General features: G+C 48.6%; 21 protein-coding genes, 1 pseudogene and 1 riboswitch. Of the genes and pseudogenes, 15 read left to right on the forward strand and 7 right to left on the reverse strand.

Features of this window, described 5'->3' with window-relative positions:
* The 5 genes from J3482_RS17325 to J3482_RS17345 form a co-directional block, all read left to right on the forward strand.
* A partial coding sequence (locus tag J3482_RS17325) for a transposase (protein WP_206922831.1) occupies positions 1-558 on the forward strand: 558 nt, incomplete at its 5' end.
* Positions 559-773: 215 nt separating this feature from the next.
* Positions 774-1241 carry a flavin reductase family protein gene (locus J3482_RS17330; protein ID WP_146824684.1) on the forward strand — a complete coding sequence of 156 codons (468 nt, stop codon included), beginning with the start codon at positions 774-776 and terminating at the stop codon, positions 1239-1241.
* Positions 1242-1271: 30 nt separating this feature from the next.
* On the forward strand, positions 1272-3188 hold the full coding sequence (locus J3482_RS17335) for a XylR N-terminal domain-containing protein (RefSeq protein WP_206922832.1): 1917 nt from the start codon (positions 1272-1274) through the stop codon (positions 3186-3188).
* Between the two features lie 60 nt (positions 3189-3248).
* On the forward strand, positions 3249-3911 hold the full coding sequence (locus J3482_RS17340) for an alpha/beta hydrolase (RefSeq protein ID WP_146824686.1): 663 nt from the start codon (positions 3249-3251) through the stop codon (positions 3909-3911).
* A 354-nt stretch (positions 3912-4265) separates the two neighbouring features.
* Positions 4266-5246 (forward strand): MFS transporter, encoded by a 981-nt coding sequence (locus J3482_RS17345; RefSeq protein WP_328702744.1) that lies wholly within the window; start codon positions 4266-4268, stop codon positions 5244-5246.
* 86 nt (positions 5247-5332) lie between these two features.
* Here J3482_RS17345 and J3482_RS17350 read toward each other — a convergent pair whose 3' ends face one another.
* Both J3482_RS17350 and J3482_RS17355 read right to left on the reverse strand, forming a co-directional pair.
* On the reverse strand, positions 5333-5809 hold the full coding sequence (locus J3482_RS17350) for a flavin reductase family protein (protein ID WP_021297726.1): 477 nt from the start codon (positions 5807-5809) through the stop codon (positions 5333-5335).
* An 80-nt stretch (positions 5810-5889) separates the two neighbouring features.
* On the reverse strand, positions 5890-6300 hold the full coding sequence (locus tag J3482_RS17355; RefSeq protein ID WP_146824688.1) for a VOC family protein: 411 nt from the start codon (positions 6298-6300) through the stop codon (positions 5890-5892).
* A 168-nt stretch (positions 6301-6468) separates the two neighbouring features.
* Positions 6469-6647, forward strand: a riboswitch (cobalamin riboswitch).
* A 157-nt stretch (positions 6648-6804) separates the two neighbouring features.
* On the opposite strand from J3482_RS17355, the gene J3482_RS17360 reads away from it, so the two are divergent.
* On the forward strand, positions 6805-7599 hold the full coding sequence (locus tag J3482_RS17360) for a HoxN/HupN/NixA family nickel/cobalt transporter (protein ID WP_146824689.1): 795 nt from the start codon (positions 6805-6807) through the stop codon (positions 7597-7599).
* 474 nt (positions 7600-8073) lie between these two features.
* Entirely contained in the window at positions 8074-10125 is a 2052-nt protein-coding gene (locus tag J3482_RS17365) for a PAS domain S-box protein (RefSeq protein WP_206922834.1), read from the forward strand.
* 77 nt (positions 10126-10202) lie between these two features.
* Here J3482_RS17365 and J3482_RS17370 read toward each other — a convergent pair whose 3' ends face one another.
* On the reverse strand, positions 10203-11192 hold the full coding sequence (locus tag J3482_RS17370; protein WP_206922835.1) for an oxidoreductase: 990 nt from the start codon (positions 11190-11192) through the stop codon (positions 10203-10205).
* A gap of 7 nt (positions 11193-11199) precedes the next feature.
* A complete protein-coding gene (locus J3482_RS21340; protein ID WP_188332393.1) occupies positions 11200-11664 on the reverse strand; it encodes a MerR family transcriptional regulator in 465 nt (154 codons plus the stop codon).
* Between the two features lie 383 nt (positions 11665-12047).
* Here J3482_RS21340 and J3482_RS17380 point away from each other — a divergent pair, with 383 nt between their 5' ends.
* From J3482_RS17380 to J3482_RS17400, 6 genes and pseudogenes are all read left to right on the forward strand, one after another.
* Positions 12048-13211 (forward strand): NAD(P)/FAD-dependent oxidoreductase, encoded by a 1164-nt coding sequence (locus tag J3482_RS17380; protein WP_328702743.1) that lies wholly within the window; start codon positions 12048-12050, stop codon positions 13209-13211.
* On the forward strand, positions 13205-14881 hold the full coding sequence (locus J3482_RS17385) for a nucleoside recognition domain-containing protein (protein ID WP_206922836.1): 1677 nt from the start codon (positions 13205-13207) through the stop codon (positions 14879-14881). Before J3482_RS17380 ends, J3482_RS17385 begins: the two co-directional genes overlap by 7 nt.
* A 22-nt stretch (positions 14882-14903) precedes the next feature.
* Positions 14904-15089 (forward strand): annotated as a pseudogene (locus J3482_RS21885) (methyltransferase domain-containing protein); the annotation flags it as partial.
* Positions 15090-15317: 228 nt separating this feature from the next.
* The gene (locus J3482_RS21040; protein ID WP_223204313.1) at positions 15318-15467 is read left to right on the forward strand and encodes a hypothetical protein; all 150 of its coding nucleotides are present in this window, start codon (positions 15318-15320) and stop codon (positions 15465-15467) included.
* A gap of 173 nt (positions 15468-15640) precedes the next feature.
* Positions 15641-16342 (forward strand): FadR/GntR family transcriptional regulator, encoded by a 702-nt coding sequence (locus J3482_RS17395; protein WP_146824695.1) that lies wholly within the window; start codon positions 15641-15643, stop codon positions 16340-16342.
* 56 nt (positions 16343-16398) lie between these two features.
* On the forward strand, positions 16399-17625 hold the full coding sequence (locus tag J3482_RS17400; protein WP_223204312.1) for a CynX/NimT family MFS transporter: 1227 nt from the start codon (positions 16399-16401) through the stop codon (positions 17623-17625).
* A 29-nt stretch (positions 17626-17654) separates the two neighbouring features.
* Here J3482_RS17400 and J3482_RS17405 read toward each other — a convergent pair whose 3' ends face one another.
* The 3 genes from J3482_RS17405 to J3482_RS17415 form a co-directional block, all read right to left on the reverse strand.
* Entirely contained in the window at positions 17655-18569 is a 915-nt protein-coding gene (locus J3482_RS17405; RefSeq protein ID WP_146824696.1) for a COX15/CtaA family protein, read from the reverse strand.
* A gap of 462 nt (positions 18570-19031) precedes the next feature.
* Complete coding sequence (locus tag J3482_RS17410; protein ID WP_146824749.1) at positions 19032-19439, reverse strand: VOC family protein; 408 nt, start codon at positions 19437-19439, stop codon at positions 19032-19034.
* Between the two features lie 79 nt (positions 19440-19518).
* Positions 19519-20094 (reverse strand): TetR/AcrR family transcriptional regulator, encoded by a 576-nt coding sequence (locus J3482_RS17415; protein ID WP_146824748.1) that lies wholly within the window; start codon positions 20092-20094, stop codon positions 19519-19521.
* 253 nt (positions 20095-20347) lie between these two features.
* Between J3482_RS17415 and J3482_RS17420 the strand changes: the two genes are divergently transcribed.
* Both J3482_RS17420 and J3482_RS17425 read left to right on the forward strand, forming a co-directional pair.
* Positions 20348-21610: a cytochrome P450 family protein gene (locus tag J3482_RS17420; RefSeq protein WP_236018350.1), complete on the forward strand. Its 1263-nt coding sequence runs from the start codon at positions 20348-20350 to the stop codon at positions 21608-21610.
* Positions 21611-21867: 257 nt separating this feature from the next.
* Positions 21868-22137: transposase (locus J3482_RS17425; protein ID WP_206922840.1), on the forward strand; the 270-nt coding region annotated here is incomplete at its 3' end.

Genomic DNA, 22137 nt, shown 5'->3' on the forward strand with positions numbered 1-22137 from the left:
GTCACACCGGCACATGTTTATGACGGTGAAATCGCCATCCCGCTTATGAAAGATATTGCCGAGAACCTTGGATGGAAGTTCAAGTTTGTCATGATGGATGCGGGGTATGACCAAGTGAAGAACTACCAGGCGACTCGGGATTATAGAGCACAGGCAATCATTGCACTCAATAAACGTAGAGAAACAGAACCACCTTCTGGAATGTCCTCAAACGGTACACCACGCTGCTCCATGGGATTTGACATGGTGTATTGGGGAGCCGACGGAGACCGATTGAAATTTCGTTGTCCGCATGTCTTAGGGAAGGTTGATTGCCCGCTTGGTACGGCAGTTTGCTCAGACTCGAATTACGGTATGGTGCTCAAACGGAACATCACGGAGGATGTGCGCCGCTATTCCAACCCTCACCGGAACACCCGGCGATGGACTGAGTTGTACAACGAACGAACAGCCGTTGAGCGCTGCAACTCAAGACTGAAGGTACATCTGACTGCAAATGATGCTCACGTTTCTGGTATTGAAAAAGTCACAACGGTACTGAACTTTATAAGGTACTGAAAAATATTTGATTGTTACGTGGATATCCGTACAGAAGGTTTCCCTTATGCGTCGAAGTCTGTAAAATATTCAGTACAGTTCGTGTGGAAATCACGATGCACAAGCTGGACAGAATCAACTGATTGATTCGTATTCGCATTTCCAAAAGTGAATTAACATAAGTACACATAGTCAAAAATGAATGCGCTTACCAAAGTGATTGGAGAGGATGGACAATGGATGATCGTCGATTTCGTAATGCGATGGGCATGTTCGCAACTGGTATCTCAGTGATTACGACCACCTTGGATGACGATGTACACGGGATGACCGCAAACGCGTTCATGTCCGTCTCCTTAAATCCAAAACTGGTCCTTGTCTCCATCGGCGAACACGCGAAGATGCATCATTACGTTCAGACGACCGGCAAGTATGCTGTCAGTTTTTTGGCGGAGGACCAGCGGGAGATATCGATGACGTTCGCGGGGCAAATGGATGGACAACGGAGTGTAGCGTTTGATTGGTTCAATGGTCTTCCGGTGATTCGCGACGCGTTAGCTGCCATCTCGTGCGACGTCGTAGATGCGCACAAGGCGGGAGATCATACTTTGTTTATCGCGGAGGTGTCTGATGTTCGTTTGGCCGCGGGGCAACCATTGTTGTTTTATCAAGGCAAATATAGTCGTGCGCACGCATTCGCCTGATTGCTTTATACGGTCATTTCGGAGTCTAAGGTGAAAGGTTGTGTAACAAGGGTGCGGTCGGATGATTTAACCTTAGATCAGATATACCGTAACATGCACGAATTGGACGCATCGGATGCGGAATATCACCGAATTGTCACGATTCCAACCGTGGCTTTAGGGACCTTGCGCAAGGAGTTGATTTCGACCCTTGGTGCAAAGCGAGCGAAGGGTCTCCTACTGCGATATGGTTGGCATTGCGGTGTTGCAGATGGCCTTAAGATGCAGTCGCTCGCGTGGGATGACCCACGCGAGATGGTGGCAGCAGGGCCGCGGATGCACACTCTCCACGGGTATTTAGAATCACGTTTGGTTGTCAATGAGGTCGACTTTATCCATCAGGTCTTACACGTGGAAGGACATTGGCACAATTCGTACGAAGCGCAGGGACATTTAAACGTGATTGGGAAAAGCGACCAACCGGTCTGCTGGACGATGGTCGGCTATGCCAGTGGCTATCTGTCGACTATCCTTGGAAAAAAGGTGATTGCCAAGGAGACGAAATGTCTGGCGATGGGCGACGACGAGTGTTATTGCGTCTGTCGAACCATCGACGAGTGGAACGGAGAAGTAGATAGCGAGCTCACGTATTACGAGGATTATAGCGTGGTGGAAGAACTAGATCACGCATTTGCAAAGCTTACCATTGAACGGAACAACCTAAATAAAGCCTATCAAATCCAGCAGAATTTAATGAAAGAATTGCTTCGTGAGCACCATTTATCATCTATTGCAAACACGTTTTACGATATGACACAGCTGCCAATCTATATTGGAGATCCGAATATGGAAGTCTTAGCCGCCTCTGGTTTATCGACAAAACAACAAGTAGCTATTCGAGACGCCTTTCATATACATCAGAAGCGACAACACCGCACCCAGGTGTCAATCGATTCTGTTACCGGGGCATTCGAAATTCGCGTGGGGGACGGGGTTTGCCTATTGACACCCCTGTATGCCAATCGGAAAGTGATCGGATATTGTTCCATTTTCTTTGAGCGTGTCATGCCACAAGAGGTAGATAAGCTTATTTTGGAGCAAGTGGCTACTACGTGTTCGCTGTATTTATTAAATGAACGATCTCGTTTTGTCACAGAACAGCGCATTCGAGGCGACTTCTTAAACGACATTTTGTCGAAGCGACTAACCGAGGAAGAAATCGGGACCCGAGCATATTATCTGGATTTTCAACTCATTCCTCCGTACTTCGTCGTGGGCATTCACCCTGTTTTTGAAAACATGGCGCCAGATGAGGAATTTCAGTTTTTTGATGACGTGATTAAGAACGTCTCTACATTTTTGCAAGATAACCATATTAACGCGTTGACCGGTCGCAAGGCAGACAATATTGTCGTTCTCGTCTCGGAAACGGAGCAACTTGCCACGGAGATGCAGAAGCGTGAATTCTGTGAGAGGCTACTCAAGCGCTGCAGGATGCGGACGTGGCCTAGTGCGCTCAGAGTGGGTGTGAGTTCGACGGCGCACGCCATCCAAGAAGTGCAGGAGTTATATGAGGAATGTTTGTCGGCCCTAAAGGTTTCAAATGCGGACGATAACATTCAGTTTTTTGATTTATTGGGCGTCGAGGGCATTCTCTTTCAGAATCTCCACGCGACCGAAAAATTTGTAGATCGGCTGTTGGGGGATTTGATTGCGGTCGATAAAGACAAGAACATGGAACTTATGAAAACGCTTTTTTATTACCTGAACCACGGTTGCAATGTTTATCGGACAGCTCGCGCAATGAATTTTTCTATCAGTGGTCTGCGCTATCGTTTGCAGCGCATACAAGAGATTTTGAAGTGCGACATCAATAAACCGTATGTCGGCAACCAGTTGTATTGTGCGCTCTTGTCTATGATTTCGCTTGGCAAATTGGACGTATGTATTGTAAGTGATGAGTTGTGACGACTTTACAATGGTGCGAAGAGATGATGCGAAACGGATAGTGATTGGGAGGAATATGTGATGACAAATCCGAGTCCTTATCAGTATGTTGTACACGTTCCGGAGAAAGCCAGTCGAGTGAATCTTTGTCCCGTGATTTTTGCGTTGCACGGTATCGGCTATGATGAACAACATTTAGTGAATCTCCTGGGCGATTTAAAGGAGCAATATATTCTGATTGGCATCCGAGGGGATTTGACCTATCAAAACGGTTACGCCTATTACTTTTTGAAGGATTACGGCAATCCGGAGCGCGATTTGTTCGATAACAGCATTACCAAACTTACGCAGTTTATTGAATGGGCCGCTGAAGTGTTCCCAATCGACCGTTCGGCCAAGTATCTCATCGGCTTTAGCCAAGGTGCGATTTTGAGCATGAGCCTCGGCCTGGTGCTTGGGGAAACGATTCGGGGAATCGTCGCAATGAACGGATACATTCCAGGATTTGTGAAAGATGAGTATGCTACGAAGCCACTTAGTGAGACGTCTGTGTTGCTCGCGCATAGCAGTCACGACGAGATCTTTCCGGTCGAGGTGGGGCATGACACGTACGAATATCTGCGAGAGCATGCTCGCGACGTGAAGTACGTGGTGTATTCGTGTGGCCACGAGGTATCGTCAGAGCATCAGTTTGACGCGGTTCACTGGTTTCAACAACAGCTTGTTACTGGCGCTCAAAGTTGAAATTTCACGGTTTTCGCAGGCATAGCGAGATGGGCGCAATCGATGCGCGCAACGTGATTCTGGAGGCGTAACGAATGGCCCGTACCGTGTCTCCATGGCTAATATTTTCTATCGCCTTTTCGGCAGGTGTCATCGCGACACTGGTTCAGTTTTCAGTTCCGCCAGTGCTCCCCTTGTTGCAAGCGAGATTTGCTACTCCTTACGCTGAGACGGGCCTACTCATGTCTCTATTTGCGCTCGCGACGCTGTTGTCTGCTGTGCCCGGTGGATTTGTCGTGCAGCGATACGGCGTCCGTACTGTCTGTCGGATTGGTTGGACTAGGCACAATGTTCGTCGGCGTCTTGTGTTGCTTTTTGGCCCCGGACTTCACTGGGTATCTGATAGGCCGCGTCGTCTGCGGCGTCGGGTTTGGGTTCGTCTCCGTTGCAGCGCCCTCGACAATCGGATCCTTCGTACCACCCGATATGATGAGCATGGCGATGGGAATTTGGTCGACCTGGGTTCCTTTCGGGAGTTTTGTGATGTTTCTGGTGGCTCCGAGCCTGGTCGTGCACGGGACATTTGCTTCACTGCATCTTTTACTGTTGAGCGTGTTGGCGCTCGACTGCATCGTGTACGCAGTGTGCATTCCACCTCTGCCGCAGACAGTGGAACGCAAATCAGGAGGTCGGCTAGACGCATCACCTAGGGATAATTCGATGTGGGTGAGGCAGTTAAAACAGCCGATGATGTGGTGTGTCGCTGGAGCATTTGCGTCGTTTACATTCTGCTTCTTTGCATTTAATACGTGGATCTCGACCTACTTCGTCGAGTCGTCGATGTCGTTGACAGCCGCCGCCCGAATACCGCTCGTGGCTTCGTTGTTTACCATCATGAGTAATCTATACTCGGGTGTGTTACTCAAGCGTGTGGGCAACCAACTGCTGCTCTTTCTGCTTCCACCGCTCGTGATGGCGCTTATGTGGCCGCTGTTTATGCTGAAAGTGACCGTCGTATCGTATGGATGTGCGGCGATAGTTGGCGCGGTTGGCGGTGTTCTGCCTACCATTGTCTTTGCAGCTGCGCCACGGCTGGCGTTATCGAAAGAGACAATGGGTATGGCAATGTCCATTGTCATTGTTGGAGAAAACACCGGTATTCTCGTTGGTCCCGAGCTATTTGGTGTGATGCGGGGAATGACTGGTCACTTTGTCCTGCCTTTTTGGACGCTGTTTGCCGTCGGTCTATTCGGTGTGTTGTTCAGCTTATCCATTTGGCGATGTCGCGTGTTTCAACTAGCTCCGCCCCATAAAGAAGCACTGGAGGCAAATTTATCGAATCAGTTGCCTCATTGAGCTAGCTTCCCATTGCATCATCCGCTGCAAATGGATAAAGGCTTCGGGGGCAGGGATTGCTTGCCCCACGAAGCACCATGGGTGTATTAACCACCGTAAAACAGGCCAGTTTCCTGTAACGTCATCGGGGAACCAGAGCGGTGAACGCCAGCGTCGACGACTTCGCCGATGTAGACCACATGATCCCCTTGGTCATATTCGTGGACGACTTTGCATTCAAACCAGGACAAGGCATCCTTGAGAATCGGGCTGCCAGTGGTTTGAGTGTAAAATTCTACGTCTCCGAACTTGTTACCCACGCGTGAAATCGGTTTGAAAAACGCGAATGCCAAGTCTTTTTGGCCACTTTCCAAGACATTGACCGAGAACACACCGCTGTCGTGAATGCCATCACTGGAAGCGGTTCCTTTTTTCGCTGCAATGGCGACGAGCGGTGGCGAGAAGGACGTTTGGGTCACCCAGTTGCCAGTGAACGCATTGACGTCTTCGCCCAATTTGGTACCAATGACATATAAACCATAAGAAATGCCACGAAGTGCTGTCTTTTTTGCCTGTTCGTCCATCTGGATATCTCCCTTCAGATACGAATTGAATCGTAAGCTGCATCCACTTCAGTTTTATGATATCGAATTTTCAGTATGGTTTAAACCGACGGGGATTGTGCTACGGTGGTAATTTGCCATTTCACGCCGTACTTGTCCTGAAGGCGACCGAATAAGGTTCCCCAGAATTGTTTTTCAAGTGGCATAATGACACTACCACCCGCGGATAGTTTTGTGAAAGCCTCGCGTGCCTCATCATCAGAATCGAATTCAAGGGTTAAGTCAAATCCGGCGTTGTATTCCACCGGGCGGTTTGTCACGTCGGCTATGTAGAATTGCACACCCGCAGCAGTAAACGCCATATGGATGATTTTATCCTTCATGGATTCGTCTGTACCTGGAGCATCGCCGTATGTTTTTTCGTGTTGAATTTCTCCACCGAGGGCTGCGATGTAAAAACTGGCCTGTTCTCGTGCGTTTTCGGAATAAAAATAAGGGGTGAGTTTTGCCATATGTTTGAACCTCTCTTCAATAAGATTTTAATTCCATCATACGTCACAGACTTGGTTGCGGGGAGTATAGGAAAAAACGCCTGTTATAGCATGAGGCAGAATGAACCGGACAATACCGCAGAAGGATTATTCCTGTCTTTGCCGAATAGGCTTATGGTGAGTACAATTTCATAGGATTGCATCTAGGTGCCCTTTCAAGGGATAACAGGGAATCGGGTGAAAGTCCCGAGCGGTCCCGCCACTGTAACTGATGTAGTTCTCTTTCACGATGTCACTCGTATGTTCGGGGAAGGCGAAAGAGAATGATGACCAGGAGCCAGGAGACCTACCTAGCGTGCTGCACCCATGGGCCTTCGAGGAAAGGAGCGGTGTACAAGTCAAATTGGACGAAGAGGCGAAGAAGTGTCTTTTTCTGTTCAATGCCGGTTTGTACGTGTGTCCCCAACCGTAAGGTTGGGGCTTTTTTGTGTTGAATTTGAATGGTTTGAGAGAGGAAGATGCAAATTGACCAATGTCTCATTGATATTTTTGGTGCTTATTCTCGGGCTTCGTCACGGATTGGACGCAGATCATTTGGCGTTTATCGATGGGCAAACCCGTTACAATTGGCGCGTTGGAAGTCCTATCGCCCGCTTTGTCGGCACATTGTTCTCCTTTGGCCACGGATTGGTTGTCGCTTGTGTCGCGGTGATTTTGGGAATGGTGTCGAGGCATTTTCAGTTTCCTGCCTACTTTGACGTCATTTCGACGTGGGTGTCTGTTCTGATGTTGTTGTTGCTCGGGTCATTAAATATTGTCAACCTTCTTCGGCAAAATTCCCAATCGAATTCGTTTCAAATCACAGGGGTTAAGGGAAAGGTTCTTCCGAAATTTGCAAGAGAAACGACAAATCCATTTGTCATTATTGTCGTTGGTGGAATGTTTGCGCTGGCTGCGGATACCGTGAGTCAGACGTCTTTGTGGGCGATAGCTGCAGGGCACACGGTGCGTTATATGCCGCTGATTTTAGGGCTTGTATTTATGGTGGGGATGATGGCGACGGATACGGTGGACTCGCTGATTGCGTTTCGCATGATTAGCCATTCGAGTAAGCTTGGACAGTCCGCTTCACGAATTATGGGGTGGATTATTGTAATTCTCGCGTACGGCGTTTCCGTTTACGAGATTCTCTTGTTGTTTGCTCCGTCGATGGAAATCGATTTTGAGACCATCGGAATTATCTCGTTTGTCATCATTGTGTGTTGTTACCTCGCTGGCGTGATGACTGTGAAGAAACGAAAGCGGATATCGGTAGAATAACCGGTTGGTGAACGTGGTCGAGCGTTTGAAATGAAAACCGATGTGCTGTCATCTTGACGTCACTACATGAAACAACCAGTCAACCGCGCTGATGTCGTATGGAGCCGTCTGCGTGTTCGATGCCCATCAAAGACATCCCGACGGTTCCGGCTATCACACCCGCTGCATGATGTCTACGTCAAGTGTCTCCATAGCCTCGACAAACGCCGTACTGTTAAAGATTACCACTTTTATATGTTCCTGCTTTACAACTCGGATTCCATAGCTACCCATGTGGCAATTGGCCACATGGTATCCTTAAACGGATCGCTTTGAACTTGCAAAATTCACTGGATCTCGACGCGTTTTACCTCTATTATCAACGACAACTTGATTCGTTTTAGAACATCGACGGAAGTAATGCGCTGCGTGCGCTAATCAGCTAGGTCTAGGTCATATTACCGTGACGGATGGGTCTTGAAGGAGAAAACAAATGTGAGTTTTGTATTCAGTCAATTTTCTATGGAAACCTGTCAGTTGATTTTTCAAGATCATCCGGACGCGATGGTTGTCCTCTCCAAAGAAGGAGCGATTCTGGCAACGAATAAAGCCGCTTGTGCATGGTTTGGAGATTTTCCAACAGAAATGCGGCGTATTCATTACCAAGATATCCTCTGTTCGATGATGCCTGAATTTTGGAAAGATGCCTATCACAATCTGTTGGCACGTGTCAATGGGGGCGAGCGTGTCGAAGGATATGAAACAATTTGTTTCAGAAAGAATGGTACATCCCTCACGGCTCATCTCAGTTTGTTTCCACTTCGAGATGAGGCGGGAAACGTCTTCGGAAGCTATATGATAATCAGAGACATGACAGAGCAAAAGCAAATTGAAGCGTCTTTGCGAGAAAGCGAGGAACGATACCGAAAAGTTGTGGAGTTGTCGCCAAAGGGAATTTTAGTCCATCAACAGGGCACCGTTGTTTACGCAAACCCGTTTGCAAGGCGGACTTTACAGTCTGAGCAGTTGGTAGGAAGGGATATCTTGTCGTTTTTCCATCCCGACTATCGCGAGGTTTCGAGGGATAGATTTTTCCATTCAGAAGTTGGACAGGAACTTCCGTTTATTGAGACGGTGATGATTCGGGATGACGGGAAACGAATTGACGTTGAGATTGGCGGCGTCCATATTCTGCGCGATGGGGAACCTGCTGTCTTGTCTATCTTTCGGGATGTGACAGATAGAAAGCAAGCAGAACAGAAGTTGAGCGAAAGCGAAAAACGCTATCGACGGCTTGTGGAATTATCGCCGATTGCCATGTTGGTTCACCGTGATGGACTGATTCAGTATGCGAATCGATCTTGCACGAAACTATTAGGCGCGGCTTCCGCAGATGAGCTGCTGCAGCAACCGATTTTGGACTTTTCTCCTCCGGCGTATCGAGATGCGGTAGAGCGTCGCATTCGAGAATTGGATGGAACAGGGATTTCTATTGACCCAACGGAAGAACAGGTGGTTCGCAGGGACAAAACTGTCATCGACGTCGAAGTAACGGGAGTTTCGATTCAATATGAAGGACAACCAGCGTACTTGATGATGATTCAGGATATTACGAGAGAAAAACAGGCGGAAGAAGCACTGCGTGAAAGTGAGGAAAAATATCGCCTGATTGCAGAAAGTATGACCGATTTAGTGACGGTGTTGGACGAAACCGGTGTGGTGAAATATGCTTCGCCTTCTCACGAATCTGTATTAGGCATTCCGCCTGAAACGTACGAGGGTCAGCTTGCGTTTGATGTTGTGCACCCAGGTGATGTTGAACGGGTGAAACAATCATTTAAACAGATGGTGTCTACCAGAGCGACGATGACTTTAGAAGTACAGTTAAAACGTTTTACGAACGGCTGGTTGTGGGTGGAGGCTAGTGGCAAACCCGTATTTGATGAAAGGGGGAACTTACTTCATTTTGTAATCGTGTCCAGAGATGTTACAGAGAGAAAAGTGTATGAGAAGAAGTTGGAACATTTGGCGTTTCACGATCCTTTAACAGGATTGCCCAATCGGCGAATGTTTCGCGATAAATTTAGACAGGCGCTGGAGGAGGCTGAGCGGCATGAGCGCAAGATGGCCGTAATGTATATGGACATCGACAAGTTTAAATCCATCAATGATGCACTGGGTCACGAAGTTGGCGATGAACTGCTGAAACAGTTTGCGCAGAGAGTGCAAGCTTGTTTGCGGCCATGTGACACGTTGGCCAGACAAGGGGGAGATGAGTTTACGATACTGCTGCCTACAATCACTCTAGAAGTGGACGCAGTGTCAATCGCTAAGCGAATTTTTGCAGCTATCCAGGAACCTTGGAAAATCGCCGGCCAGGTATTTCATACAACATCGAGTGTTGGCATTGCGTTTTACCCGATGGATGGACACACCAGGCACGAGCTCTTGAGGCACGCGGATGAGGCGTTATACGATGCCAAGAGAGATGGGAGAAATACAATTAAGGCGTACGCGATGCGGGGACACGCGAATCCGAATGGATAAGTCGGATTCGGCAAATGGAAGAATCCCCGCTCGCCAATCGCGAGATTGGTGTGCAGGGATTGTACGTTTGTCTAATGTTATGGTTGAAACATTACGCCGGTCATGGACTCGCTGAGTTGCCAGAGGCGCTCGGCAAAGGCGGGATCGACAGCCCATGGAAACACACCCGATGACACATGGATTGTCCCGTCTAGGGCTTCTTTAGGAACGGGTCGCGCGATGTCGACATCCTCGCAATAGACGCCGCCTTTTCCGTCCAATTGTTGGCTTGTTGCACACCACACGCTGGTCGCGGCGCCCTGTTCAGGAGTCTTGAATTTCGCATTGGGGCCACTCGTGGCGGCATTCATTTCGTCTTCCGACATATGACGTACCAAATCTGTGATGATTCTGCCTGGGTGGACAGAGAAGGCGCGAACGCCATGTGCGTATCCACGTCTGTCCAATGCGACAGCAAATAGAGCGTTGGCCGATTTGGACTGGCCATATGCCTTCCATTTTTCGTACGTCTTGTGCTCGAAGTTCGGATCTTCAAAATCCACGCCCCCGAAGCGAATTCCGGCTGACGAGACTGAGATCACGCGTGCGCCTGCCGCTTGCTTCAAGGCTGGCCAGAGCCGCGCCGTCAACTGGAAGTGTCCCAAGTGGTTGATGGCGAATTGGGATTCGTATCCGCGCGCATCCCGCGTGAGTGGGGGAACCATAATCCCTGCATTGTTGATAAGGATATGCAGTGGGCGTCGGGTGTCGAGAAAGCGTTGTGCAAATGCGTCGATGGAAGCGGGATCAATCAAATCTAGTTCCTCCAGCTCGACGCGAGGAATAGTCGCAATCGCCGATTGGGCTTTTCCCATCGTGCGTGCTGGAATGATTACAGTCGCACCGGCTTCAGCAAGTGCACGTGTTGTCTCCAGCCCCACACCGGAGTAGCCACCTGTGACAATCGCAACTTTTCCACTGAGTTGGTATCCTTCAATGACTTCCCGCGCAGTTGTGTGTGGACCAAAGCCAGATGGAATCGGTATTTGTGGCGTTACCGGATATGCGTTATCCGTCACATTCTTCATCTCCCTGTCATTGCAAGCGATTCATGAGTTCCATGAAGTTCCCTAGCTTATACGTCACAATGTCTAACGTGGCCTGCATTTCTGCCATCTCCGATTCAATTTTGCACTTGTGCTGATGCAGTAACTGGTAGCACGCCTCGTATTGATTCGCAGCAGTGAGTACCAAGTATTGTTTGATTTTCTTCAGTGGCATATTGGTTCGCTTCAGGCGGAGGACAAAAATTAAACGGTCCAGGTGCCGCTGGTTATATTCGCGTTGCCCGTTGTGTTTCCGCTCAATCGGCGGCAGCAGTCCAATTTTTTCGTAATACCGGATGGTATCGTAGCTAAGCCCTGTCTGCTTCGAGATATCCGCAATTGTGTATGCAGGTTCCGTTGATGGGTCACTCCTTTGTTGTCTCCGACGAACGATGCAACCTGTGTCGGTTCGTGTTGATACGCATGTTAGCCTATGGAGTACACTCCATGTCAAGCGGATGTTTGTAGGGGGGCGTGGGAGTTATAGCATGCGCTGGCGGTGCAGCTTGTGAGTTGATTAGGGTATTTTGCGTGTCTTAAATCTACCGAATTGATGGAATGTTCGAAATAAGGTGGGTATCATGTTCTATCGCCGAGAGCGGATCCTGTCCATATTCGCTCAGGATGTGCCAGGTGGCAGATACAGAACGATTCTACCGTCTGTTCGACCCGTGCACAGTCAACATGTTCATTGCGATCTCGGCTGTGACGTATATGCCCGTTCACCAGCACCTGTTCTATCCGCAATAAACCGTAACTATTCTTATTTACATGCGAAAGAGAAACCTGTAAAATAACGAATCGTAATAATTTCGATTTAAAAGCGGGGGTTTCAGTGTGAATAAAACGCACGATTGTGGAGCGACAGCGTGGATGGACCAGGTATATGACGTGGTGATTGTTGGTGCCGGTGCGGCGGGTATAGGTGTTGGCATCGTGCTTTCTCAATTGGGCGTTACTAATCTCGTGGTCTTGGAGGGAGAGACCGTTGGGGCTTCGTTCAAAAAGTGGCCACGGGAAACACGCTTTATTACCCCGTCGTTTCCAGGGCAAGGGTTTGGCGCACTCGACTTGAACGCGATTGTGCCAGATACTTCTCCTGGCTATACGCTTGCGACGGAACACATGTCCGGCGCGGAATATGCGGAGTATCTTCATGCGGTGGCAGAGCATTTTGATATCCCCATCAGCGAACATACATATGTTCGGCGCGTCGATAAGTCAGGGGAAGTGTTTTTATTAGAGACTAATCAAGGGCTTGTCGAAAGTCGATTTGTGGTTTGGGCGACAGGGGAGTTTCACTACCCGGAAGAGACCGCATTTCAGGGTGCTGAAGTGTGCCTGCATAGTAGTCGTGTGGCGAGCTGGTCCGCGTTGGCGGGAGATGATTATTTGATTATCGGCGGGAATGAGAGCGGTATGGATGCCGCCTACCATCTCATTCAGTCGGGCAAACGGGTCACGGTGGTGACGTCGGGGAAAGATCATCTGAATGAAGACGACGAGGATGTGGACCCCAGTTTGACGCTCTCCCCCTTTACGTATCAACGAATGACCACAGTGCTTGACAGTGGGCGCTTGTCGATTCGGTCAAATATGCGTGTGGCGCGCGTCGAGCAAACGGGTGACGAGTTTCTGATTTACTTTGACAATGGAGAGACTTGGTTGCGCCAGACGCAACCGATTTGTGCGACGGGGTTTCGCGGTGGACTGTCTGTCATTGCTGAGCATTTCGAATGGTCCGCGGAAGAGACGGTGACACTCAGTTCACGAGATGAGTCCACGAAGACAGCCGGATTATTCGTGGTGGGTCCTTCCGTTCGGCACGGCAATGTCATTTTGTGCTTCATATATAAATTTCGGCAGCGGTTCGCCGTCATTGCCGAGGAACTGGTCAATCGCCTGGGTATCCCTTTGGAGACTTCGGTGATTGAGTATTATCGCCGCAACAATCTGTATTTGGACGACCTCACGTGCTGTGAGGTGAAGTGCGAATGCTGAATGCGGAACTCACAGCGGTTTTAGTGGGGATGGAGTCGGCTGGGAAGTCTACCATTTTCTCTAAGTTGACCCACTATGTTACCGGTGAGGAGGTTAACTTTCGTGGCTCGACCGTCGTGTGTCGTCGCGCCGTTATTCACGGCACCAATATTACCATCGTCGATACACCAGGCATCCGTCACCAGTCAGATAGTGAAACCACGAGGATGGCCTTGCGTGAAGCGCGTCAAGGTGACGTGATTGTCTTTGTGATTCGGGGAACCCATGCGGCGTTTGAGTTGAAGATGTTGTCGCGTGAACTTGAGGATTATCGATATCGCGTGGCGGTCATTCTCACGTTTGAAGACAAAACGCCGATATCGTTTTGCCGCGCCGTCGAGCAGTTTTGCCAAACCTATGGTGTTCCGTTTGTCTCTGTCGATGCACGTGCATTTGAGCACCGCAAACATGCGCTAATCGTACAGGCGGTGCGTTCCGCCAAATTGCTTACGCGTCCCTTGCACGAGATATTTGCACTGGATTTAGCCAATGTCGATCCGCCAAATACCTTGCTAGAACACAAAACAGTGGGCCCGTGGCTGGCACTGATACTGACGATCTTACTATTTGGAGTTCCGGTCGTTGCGGCCTATCTTTTCGCTAGTGTGACACAGTCCTATTTGGATACGTGGATTTTGAATCCGCTTCGGGGGTTCATGCAGGCGGAACCGTATTGGTTACAAGTATTCTCGGTCGGGGATTACGGTTTGCTCACACTTGGACCCTATTCGTTTTTATGGGCATTTCCTGTTGTCGTCTTTATCGGTATCAGTGTAGCGGTGACGGAAGAGATGGGGCTGAAGGATAGAATCACGGATGCCCTCGACCCGTGGCTTCAGAAAGTCGGGTTGGAGGGGCGAGACCTTATTCCTGTTCTCACGGGATTTGGTTGTAATGTCGTTGGTGTGCTTCAGAGTAGAGCATGCGGCCAATGTACGCGTCGGCAGTGTGTGTCGCTTATCTCATACGGATCCGCCTGTAGTTATACCATTGGCGCGACACTGTCCTTATTCAATTCGGCAGGCCGACCGTTGTTATTTCTACCGTATATTTTTGTTGTGTTCATTGTGGGTGCAGTGCACACGAGAATCTTTAATCGGAAAACGATAAAACTGCCGGACACACCTCGAAAAACGTTCCTTCAGCGTCCCACGTGGAAAGGGATTGGGTTTCGGGTTCGAGCGATTGTCAAACAGTTTATGCTACAAGCGATGCCGACATTTCTGCTCATCTGCATGGTGGCAGCGTTACTCGACGAACTCGGCATCATTCCATGGGCTTCATCGCTTCTGTCGCCTGTTTTCATGCTCTTTCATCTACCGGGATCAGTGGCGCCATCTGTGCTTTTCTCGATGATTCGAAAAGATGGCATGCTAGTGCTCAACCAGCACGGTATACTTGGGGAATTGTCCATCGTTCAATTGTTTGTTGTGGTCTATTTAGCGTCCACGTTGTCGGCCTGCTTGGTTACACTGTGGACCGTTGCAAGGGAGTTTTCGTGGCGGTTCGCGTTACAGATTGCGGGAAAACAAGCTGTTACATCCATAGCGACTAGTGCGTTGTTGGCTTGGCTCGTGCCGTTTGGTAAACAAATGTCCCTGATTACGGGGTTTATGCACCTTATGTCGTGAGGAACCTCTCCATCGATGTTGGCTGCGGCAAGGGGCTCATCCTGCACGCAATAGCAAAGCGGCACGGTTTCGGCAAGGCGGGATAGACAGAATTGAGATTGCGAGCGGCGATGCGAGGGCAATGCCATTAGCGGACAATTCTTTTGATGCAGTCGCTTCGAGCCTGGTTATCCATAGTATTTCTGGTGACGGCGACCGTCGACGAGCATTCGGGAGGTGTATCGGCACCTGTGAAAATTGTGTCGGAGAAAAAGGTCACACGCTAGCAACGGTAGAGAGCGATTCGAGTCGCCCCACTTGTGGTGATTCCAATCCGCTTTGTTTTAAGCATTTACTCCACCACATCTGTCTTTTTCTAGCACGTCCTCAACGAAGTGAAGGCGTGAGACGATTCCACTCAACACACAATCCAACGTCGTGCGATGAACTCGCTCCTTTGAGCAAGCTGGCGTTGGGCGCCAATATCAGAATCGCCTCACACGGCGATGAGGAAGTGGAACGACTGGAAGACGACGAATCCACCGTGAAATACACATTCATTGACGGTTGCGTCGTCTATGGAGCAGACTATCGCGTACTCGTATAATGGAGAAAAAGGGTTGGATTATGGGAAGAAAGCAATCGCGGCATTCAAGACGTTTCGCGGTGTCTTGGATGCCGCGATTATTTTTTATCTTCGATGGCATGCATATGGGTTTATGAAATGCTAAAATACCATTAAACCAATCATCCTACGTTTAGGCGTGGAGGAGTGACGTCATGCTTCAGAAAACGAGTCGAATGACGCTTGTGGAGCAGGTCGCATTGCAGATGGAAAGTTTGATTGAGTCTGGGACGTGGACGGTTGGCATGCGCATTCCAGCTGAGCCGGAGTTGATGGCTGAGTTGAATGTAAGTCGTAATACGTTGCGGGAAGCGATTCGTGCATTGACGCATGCGGGGCTGCTGAAAACAAAGCAAGGGGATGGAACATATGTCTGCTCTTCGAGCGTTTTGGGGGCCGTATTACAAAAACGTATTTTGCGCTCCGATACGCTACAAACGTTAGAAGTCCGGCACGCACTCGAACGTGAGGGTGCACATCTGGCAGCTCAGCGCAGAACCAACGACGAGTTGGAGCGGATGATCTACTTGCTGGAAAATTGTGAAACGGCAGTGCAACGCGGTGATATTGATGGCTATGCCATGCAGGACATGCAGCTTCACCAAACGATTATCGGTGCCTCCCACAACGACATGTTGATTGAGCTATACGAACATATCGCGGAAACGTTGCAAGATTTAATCATCACTCTGGCGCGCCGAGAGATTGGTACAGTTTATCTGGAAATCCACCGGCAACTTGTCGACGCGATTATCCGTCAGGACGCCGATTCGGCAGTTGCTGCGGTTCATCGTTACATAACTGAATCGAAAATCGCAGTTGAAGCCCAAGGAGGAGTAGAGCGGGAAGAGGAGTAAGAAGCGGCGTTTGAGTGAAGGCATTCATTTTGTAGAGATAGAAAGCGGGGAGTATTGTGGAGAATCACAACGCAGTTCAAGGGAATTCGACACATGTGACGAGCAAACTGATGTTGGTTGTTGGTATTATCCTGGTCGCAGCAAATCTACGCGCAGCCATCACGGGTGTGGGACCGCTCGTGAACGACATTTGCCAGGACACAGGGTTGTCAACGGCATGGGCAGGTATGTTGACGACATTGCCTCTTGTTGCATTCGCTGTCGTATCACCGCTTGCGCCTATGATTGCCCGGAAGATTGGCATTGAGTATGCCTTGGGCGGGAGTATGGTTTTGCTCACAATTGGCATCGTAGTTCGATCCGTTACTTCGCAATTCGGTTTGTTTGTAGGCATGTTGTTGGCCGGCGTCGGCATTGCAATGGGCAATGTGTTGTTGCCAAGCCTCATTAAACGGGATTTCCCGACGCAAGTTGGATTGATGACAGGTGCATATTCCATCTCGATGAATGTTTGGGCGGCGATTGCTTCAGGCGTGAGCGTACCGGTAGCTCATATTGCCCACATCGGTTGGCGAGGTTCCATGATCAGTTGGGGTATTTTATCGGTTATCTCTATTTTGATTTGGTTGCCACAGTTGCGCAAGCGTCATATCCCACAGAGAATCAAATCCAACGTAAATGTGTGGAAGTTTGCACTGGCGTGGCAGGTCACCTTTTTTATGGGACTGCAATCGTTTGTCTTCTACGTAAGTATCGCTTGGCTGCCAGATATTCTGCAAAGCAGAGGAATGAGTGAAACGGCGGCGGGCTGGATGTTGTCATTACTCCAATTTGTCAGTCTGCCGGCCTCCTTCATTGTGCCTGTGATTGCTGGAAGACGGGCGAGTCAACGTGGCATCGTGGCCCTGACTACACTGCTGTTTCTAATTGGCTACGTAGGCCTTATCAGTGGACTGAACGCGTTGAACGGGTTATGGATTGTGTTGATTGGGGTGGCCGGTGGAGCGGTCTTTAGCTTGGCTTTGTCGTTTTTGGGATTGCGCACACATACATCTGATGAAGCAGCCAAACTATCCGGCATGGCACAATCTGTTGGGTATCTTCTGGCCGCCATTGGCCCAATTTTAATTGGATTTCTGCATACTGCGCTACACTCGTGGTTTGTGCCGTTAGTCATCCTTGCCATTGCCATTGTGCTTCTCTTTATTTTTGGTATGGGTGCTGGGCGAAACGCTTATATCGGGTCAACTCGTGAATCGGCAAAGATGGACTATGAAGCATAGGGCGTGGGAAAAACGCTCAATTGATTCATTTATATGGAGGATTCCTCCCAGGCGTTTGCACCGGGTAAATATAACCGCGACAAAGCAAAAGCTATCACGCCGATGATGAGACCAGCAACGCCCCAATGGCACGTGACCACGACGATTTCAAGCTCTGTCTGTAGTGATACAGCGCCGAGGATTCCTTGGATGACGATGAAGGCAAAAATCAAGACGGATACGTTTCGCAAGTATTTGTGTCTGAAGGTTGTCATCACAAACCAGATGCCTGCTAGAACCAAAAGAGCTGCAGTGACCATGTGAATTCCGAGTAACGATTGGGAGAGCATTTGTGACGGTGGTACGTGGCGACCGTGGCTCGAAATGTAACTGTCTTGGCCGAAGAGCGCTTGGCTGGCACCCGTATGGCGGAAAACGGCACCTGCTGCGACGGCTAGTAGGCCACAGACATACAGAATCCACGCTGCTCGTTTCAGCGCTGTACGTTGTGGATTTGACGCGTTCAGAACTACGCTATGTTTTCTTTGATCTTCACGCTGTGCCAAATTGGCTAGGTGGACGAACAGAGATAGCATGACCATACTGTTTAGCACGTCGACGGTTGTGGCAGTTCCGGGAAATACAAACAAGACAATCAGTCCTGCATAGACAATCTGAATCAGCAGGGACACGAGTCCGAGGCAGCATGTCCACAGCATGGCACGGTTTTGGCGGTATGAAACAAGTAGCCAGGTGAACAGCCAAATCACAAAGACCCCTAAGAGCGCCGCGACAAAGCGGTGCACCAATTCAAACATGAGCGATTCGCTAAACGACAGAGGATGGCCGCAAACTGGCCAATTCGGACAGACAAAACCGGCGTCCTCTCCGACAATCAGTCCGGCTAAAATCATTTGTAGGCCAATGACTACAGTGGTTGCCCAAGCTAGGTGATGAAATTTCATGCGGAATCATCCTTTGTCAAGATAGCGTGCTTCGTAAACAAACATAGCGGAAAACATTGAGCGGGGAAATGGTCGTTCTGGATGATTCATGTATGGTTCAATCGGACTAGAACCGTTCGTTCCAAGCATACGAATCGCTTGTTCGACGATTTTCTTGAGTGATTGGTGAATGAACTGCATTCACTTCTCGACAGTGTATTTGATCCAAATATCTACTAAAGCACGAACGTGAATTTTGTGGTATTTTTGCATGGAAGTTAGGTCAAGTAGTTCAACTTGTCGATACTCCGAACGTCCTTAAAAATGGCTGGTGACCGTAGGACGTTCGGAGGTACATAACCCCCCCACGAATGCATGTGTTCGAAGACAGTTTCACAATATGTTCTTGTAATCGGCTGGTTATATAGTAAAAACTCGCTATTACAGGGCCTAGATTTATCAGTGACGCGTGTGGTAGGAACCTTAAGGATATTCGCAGAGTTCAATTAGGGTGCCGGATGTTGAAACCACATGCATGTAGATGAGTCGACGCCCTCGTGCGTTTGTCCGCAACGTTTCCTCGTAAAAACGCACGCCTTCTCGTTTTGCTTCTTCAATAGCTTGGTCTAGGTTTGGCACACGATACGCTAGATGATGAACTCCTTGTCCCTTCTGTCTTATAAAGCGGGCAACGGGGGATTCGCGATTTGTTGGCTCGAGTAATTCCACATGCATGTCGCCAACTCGAATGGCGGCCACATGAACCTCGACTCCTTTGGTCTCAGCAGTGTATCTATCCATCAAAACTCCACCTAGTATGTGAAGGTAGAAGGGGAGTGTCTCGTCGATATTCCGTACGGCAATTCCGAGATGGTCAAACGTTTTCTCCATTGTGTTGTCACCTCACTTAAGGTATTCAACAATTACGATAAAATTTCATGAAAGTGGGTATTGGTGCTTCTTGAATCGATTACGACAAACCAGATGGGCTCAAGCAAGCATCACTCGATTGGCGATAAATCTTGCTGTCAACATTTGAAATCAAATAAAACGCAATATTGGTGAGTTTGAATGCTGCTGTCTCCAATGAATCAACGGGGTCGCTCTTCTCTATCCAGTTTCGGATAAGTCCAATTGTGCCCCATGCTGCAAATGTTGCTTGCTCATCATTAAAATACAAATTTAACCAATTTGTGAGGGTATTAGTCAGGTGTGAAGTAAACTCGATATCCTTGAGGCGGTACCGGTAAAAATGACGGTAATGGTATACGTGTTCACAGAGTGACTTGTTGTGCTTAAAAAGCCAAACACGTGTGCTCGGCTCGACTCTTTCCCAACTGGTTTTACGGAAAAAATCCCCTAGTTCTTCGACTATGTGTTCCGTCACTTGGTTCAGTAGGTCAAATTTGTCATTAAAGTGTAGATAAAAGGTAGAACGGCTCACACCTGCCTTTTTAACAATTTTCTGTACCGTTATCTTTTCAAATGTGGACACAGACAAGAGCATGATCAGCGCGTCAGTGATAAGACTACGGGCAGAATCCAAATGTATTCCCTCATTTCAAATTCAGAATTTATTATACAGCAATGGACATTTTAGCGCATTTTGTAGCTTGAGTACGGCATTCGGGCCAGTCTACAATTGAATTATACTACTTTAGTGACTTAAATACTGCGTAGCTGGAAATTCTAATGAAGGTGATAACGGGAACATATGTGGCATGGACATTGGGAGCTAAACGGAAATGCACGCATTAGCTGCGCGAATATCCAACATGAGTTAAGAAGGGAAGAGCGTATTGAATACATCAGATCAAAACAATACACCATTCAGTTTATTTGATGTTGAAAGCGGTGAAATGGTTTCAAATTTATTTCCGCTGTTCGCACGCATGCGGTCAGTTGGGCCCGTTGTTCGCGTGCCGTTTCCAGTGGGAGGGAGAGCGCTCGAGGCTTGGTTGGTTGTGCGCATGGAGGAGGCACAGCAGGTACTGAAAGATAAAAACCACTTTGTTGTAAATCCTGCATCCATTAACGGAGGACATTTCGACAAATTGACAGCTATCGCAAACAAGGATGAATCTGCTCCTGAAACCTTTGTTAGCGGAAATGCACTGCCATTTATTGATGATCCTGCCCATCGGCGCTTGCGGGGGTTGGTAGCGAAAGCTTTCACGCCAAAATATGTGGAAGGCTTACGGCCGCGAGTACAAGAAATTGCTGATGAATTACTTGACAAGGTACAAGATCAAGGCGGGATGGATGTGGTTAAAGACTACGCTTACCCACTGCCGATCAATGTCATTTCAGAGATGTTGGGTGTGCCACACTCTGATCGGGAGCAACTTCATGTTTGGTCTGCAGCACTCGCTCGTGGTTTAGGGGTAGCGAGACAGGATTTAGAAGTCGTTGAACATTTGCGGGCTTTTGGAGAATACACAGCGCAACTCGTCGCCGACAAACGTTTGCATCCGGCGAATGACTTGATTAGTCAGTTGATTGCTAGTGAAGCGGAGGGTGATCGGCTGAGTGAATCTGAACTCATTTCCATGATCACGCTGTTGATTTTTGCTGGTCACGAGACGACTTCGAATCTCATTTCTATCGGCACTTTGATGCTGTTAGACCATCCAGATCAACTGGAGAAACTGAAAGCTGACCTTAGCTTGGTTCCGTCAGCCGTGGAAGAATTACTTCGCTTCAATGGCCCCTCAACGATTGTAGGGCCGAGATATGCCACTGAAGATCTGGAACTTGGTGGGCAACACATCAAAAAGGGAGACTTAGTTATTCCGGTAGTCAAGTCGGCGAATCGAGATGAGTACCAATTCGAGCACTCCGAAGAGTTAGATATTACACGTAAGATTAACCGTCATCTTGCGTTTGGTCACGGCGTTCATATGTGCTTGGGAGCACCGCTTGCACGCTTGGAAGGCGATATCGCATTTACTACGCTATTGAAACGTTTACCGAATATTAGGCTCAGCGTGCCTCGGGACAGTCTTACGTGGAGTTCAACGTTAACTACACAGAATGTGAATTCGTTACCTGTCACTTTTTGACGACAAAGCTTGGCTTTGTATGGGGTCGATTAAACCACTGCGTGAGTTGTATTTTCTGGTTGTATTGGCAATACAGTTTGTTCTTTTCATGAGAGTCTGCGAGATATCCTGTAGACTCTCTTTTTTAAATGAGCGTTTTGCAGATTTATAAACTCCCGCAGGGCAAGGGTTTTTAGGGCATGAAAAAGGACTTCACCCCAACCTTCGAGAAGATTTCAAGTGACCAAACAAGAAATTTTCGAGGAGGGAAGTCCCACTTGTATATTCTCCAACCATCGCTCTTTTCCTTTGAGGACTGGCTAGAAATTGACTCCAGCGATCGTCTGCCCTTGTTCTTTGCTGTCTTGGATTTACAACCCTATGCTTCGAAATTGAGAAAACAGTCACCCCAAGGCGCGAAACCTATGAATCGTGAAGCAATTCTGCGTGCACTGCTGGCTGCTCCGCTTGAAGGAATCTCAACGTTCACAAGGCTTCATGAACGGTTGGCGCGAGATATACGCTTTCGCTACCAGTGTGGGTTTCGA

It is taken from the genome of Alicyclobacillus suci (assembly GCF_017329615.1).
GTDB lineage: Bacteria > Bacillota > Bacilli > Alicyclobacillales > Alicyclobacillaceae > Alicyclobacillus > Alicyclobacillus suci.

Excerpts from the sequence above, each read along its gene's own strand:
- J3482_RS17330 (WP_146824684.1), top strand. The coding sequence starts at position 774 with ATGGATGATCGTCGATTTCGTAATGCGATGGGCATGTTCGCAACTGGT.
- J3482_RS17340 (WP_146824686.1), top strand. The coding sequence starts at position 3,249 with ATGACAAATCCGAGTCCTTATCAGTATGTTGTACACGTTCCGGAGAAA.
- J3482_RS17350 (WP_021297726.1), bottom strand. The coding sequence starts at position 5,809 with ATGGACGAACAGGCAAAAAAGACAGCACTTCGTGGCATTTCTTATGGT.
- J3482_RS17355 (WP_146824688.1), bottom strand. The coding sequence starts at position 6,300 with ATGGCAAAACTCACCCCTTATTTTTATTCCGAAAACGCACGAGAACAG.
- J3482_RS17370 (WP_206922835.1), bottom strand. The coding sequence starts at position 11,192 with ATGAAGAATGTGACGGATAACGCATATCCGGTAACGCCACAAATACCG.
- J3482_RS17385 (WP_206922836.1), top strand. The coding sequence starts at position 13,205 with ATGCTGAATGCGGAACTCACAGCGGTTTTAGTGGGGATGGAGTCGGCT.
- J3482_RS17395 (WP_146824695.1), top strand. The coding sequence starts at position 15,641 with ATGCTTCAGAAAACGAGTCGAATGACGCTTGTGGAGCAGGTCGCATTG.
- J3482_RS17405 (WP_146824696.1), bottom strand. The coding sequence starts at position 18,569 with ATGAAATTTCATCACCTAGCTTGGGCAACCACTGTAGTCATTGGCCTA.
- J3482_RS17410 (WP_146824749.1), bottom strand. The coding sequence starts at position 19,439 with ATGGAGAAAACGTTTGACCATCTCGGAATTGCCGTACGGAATATCGAC.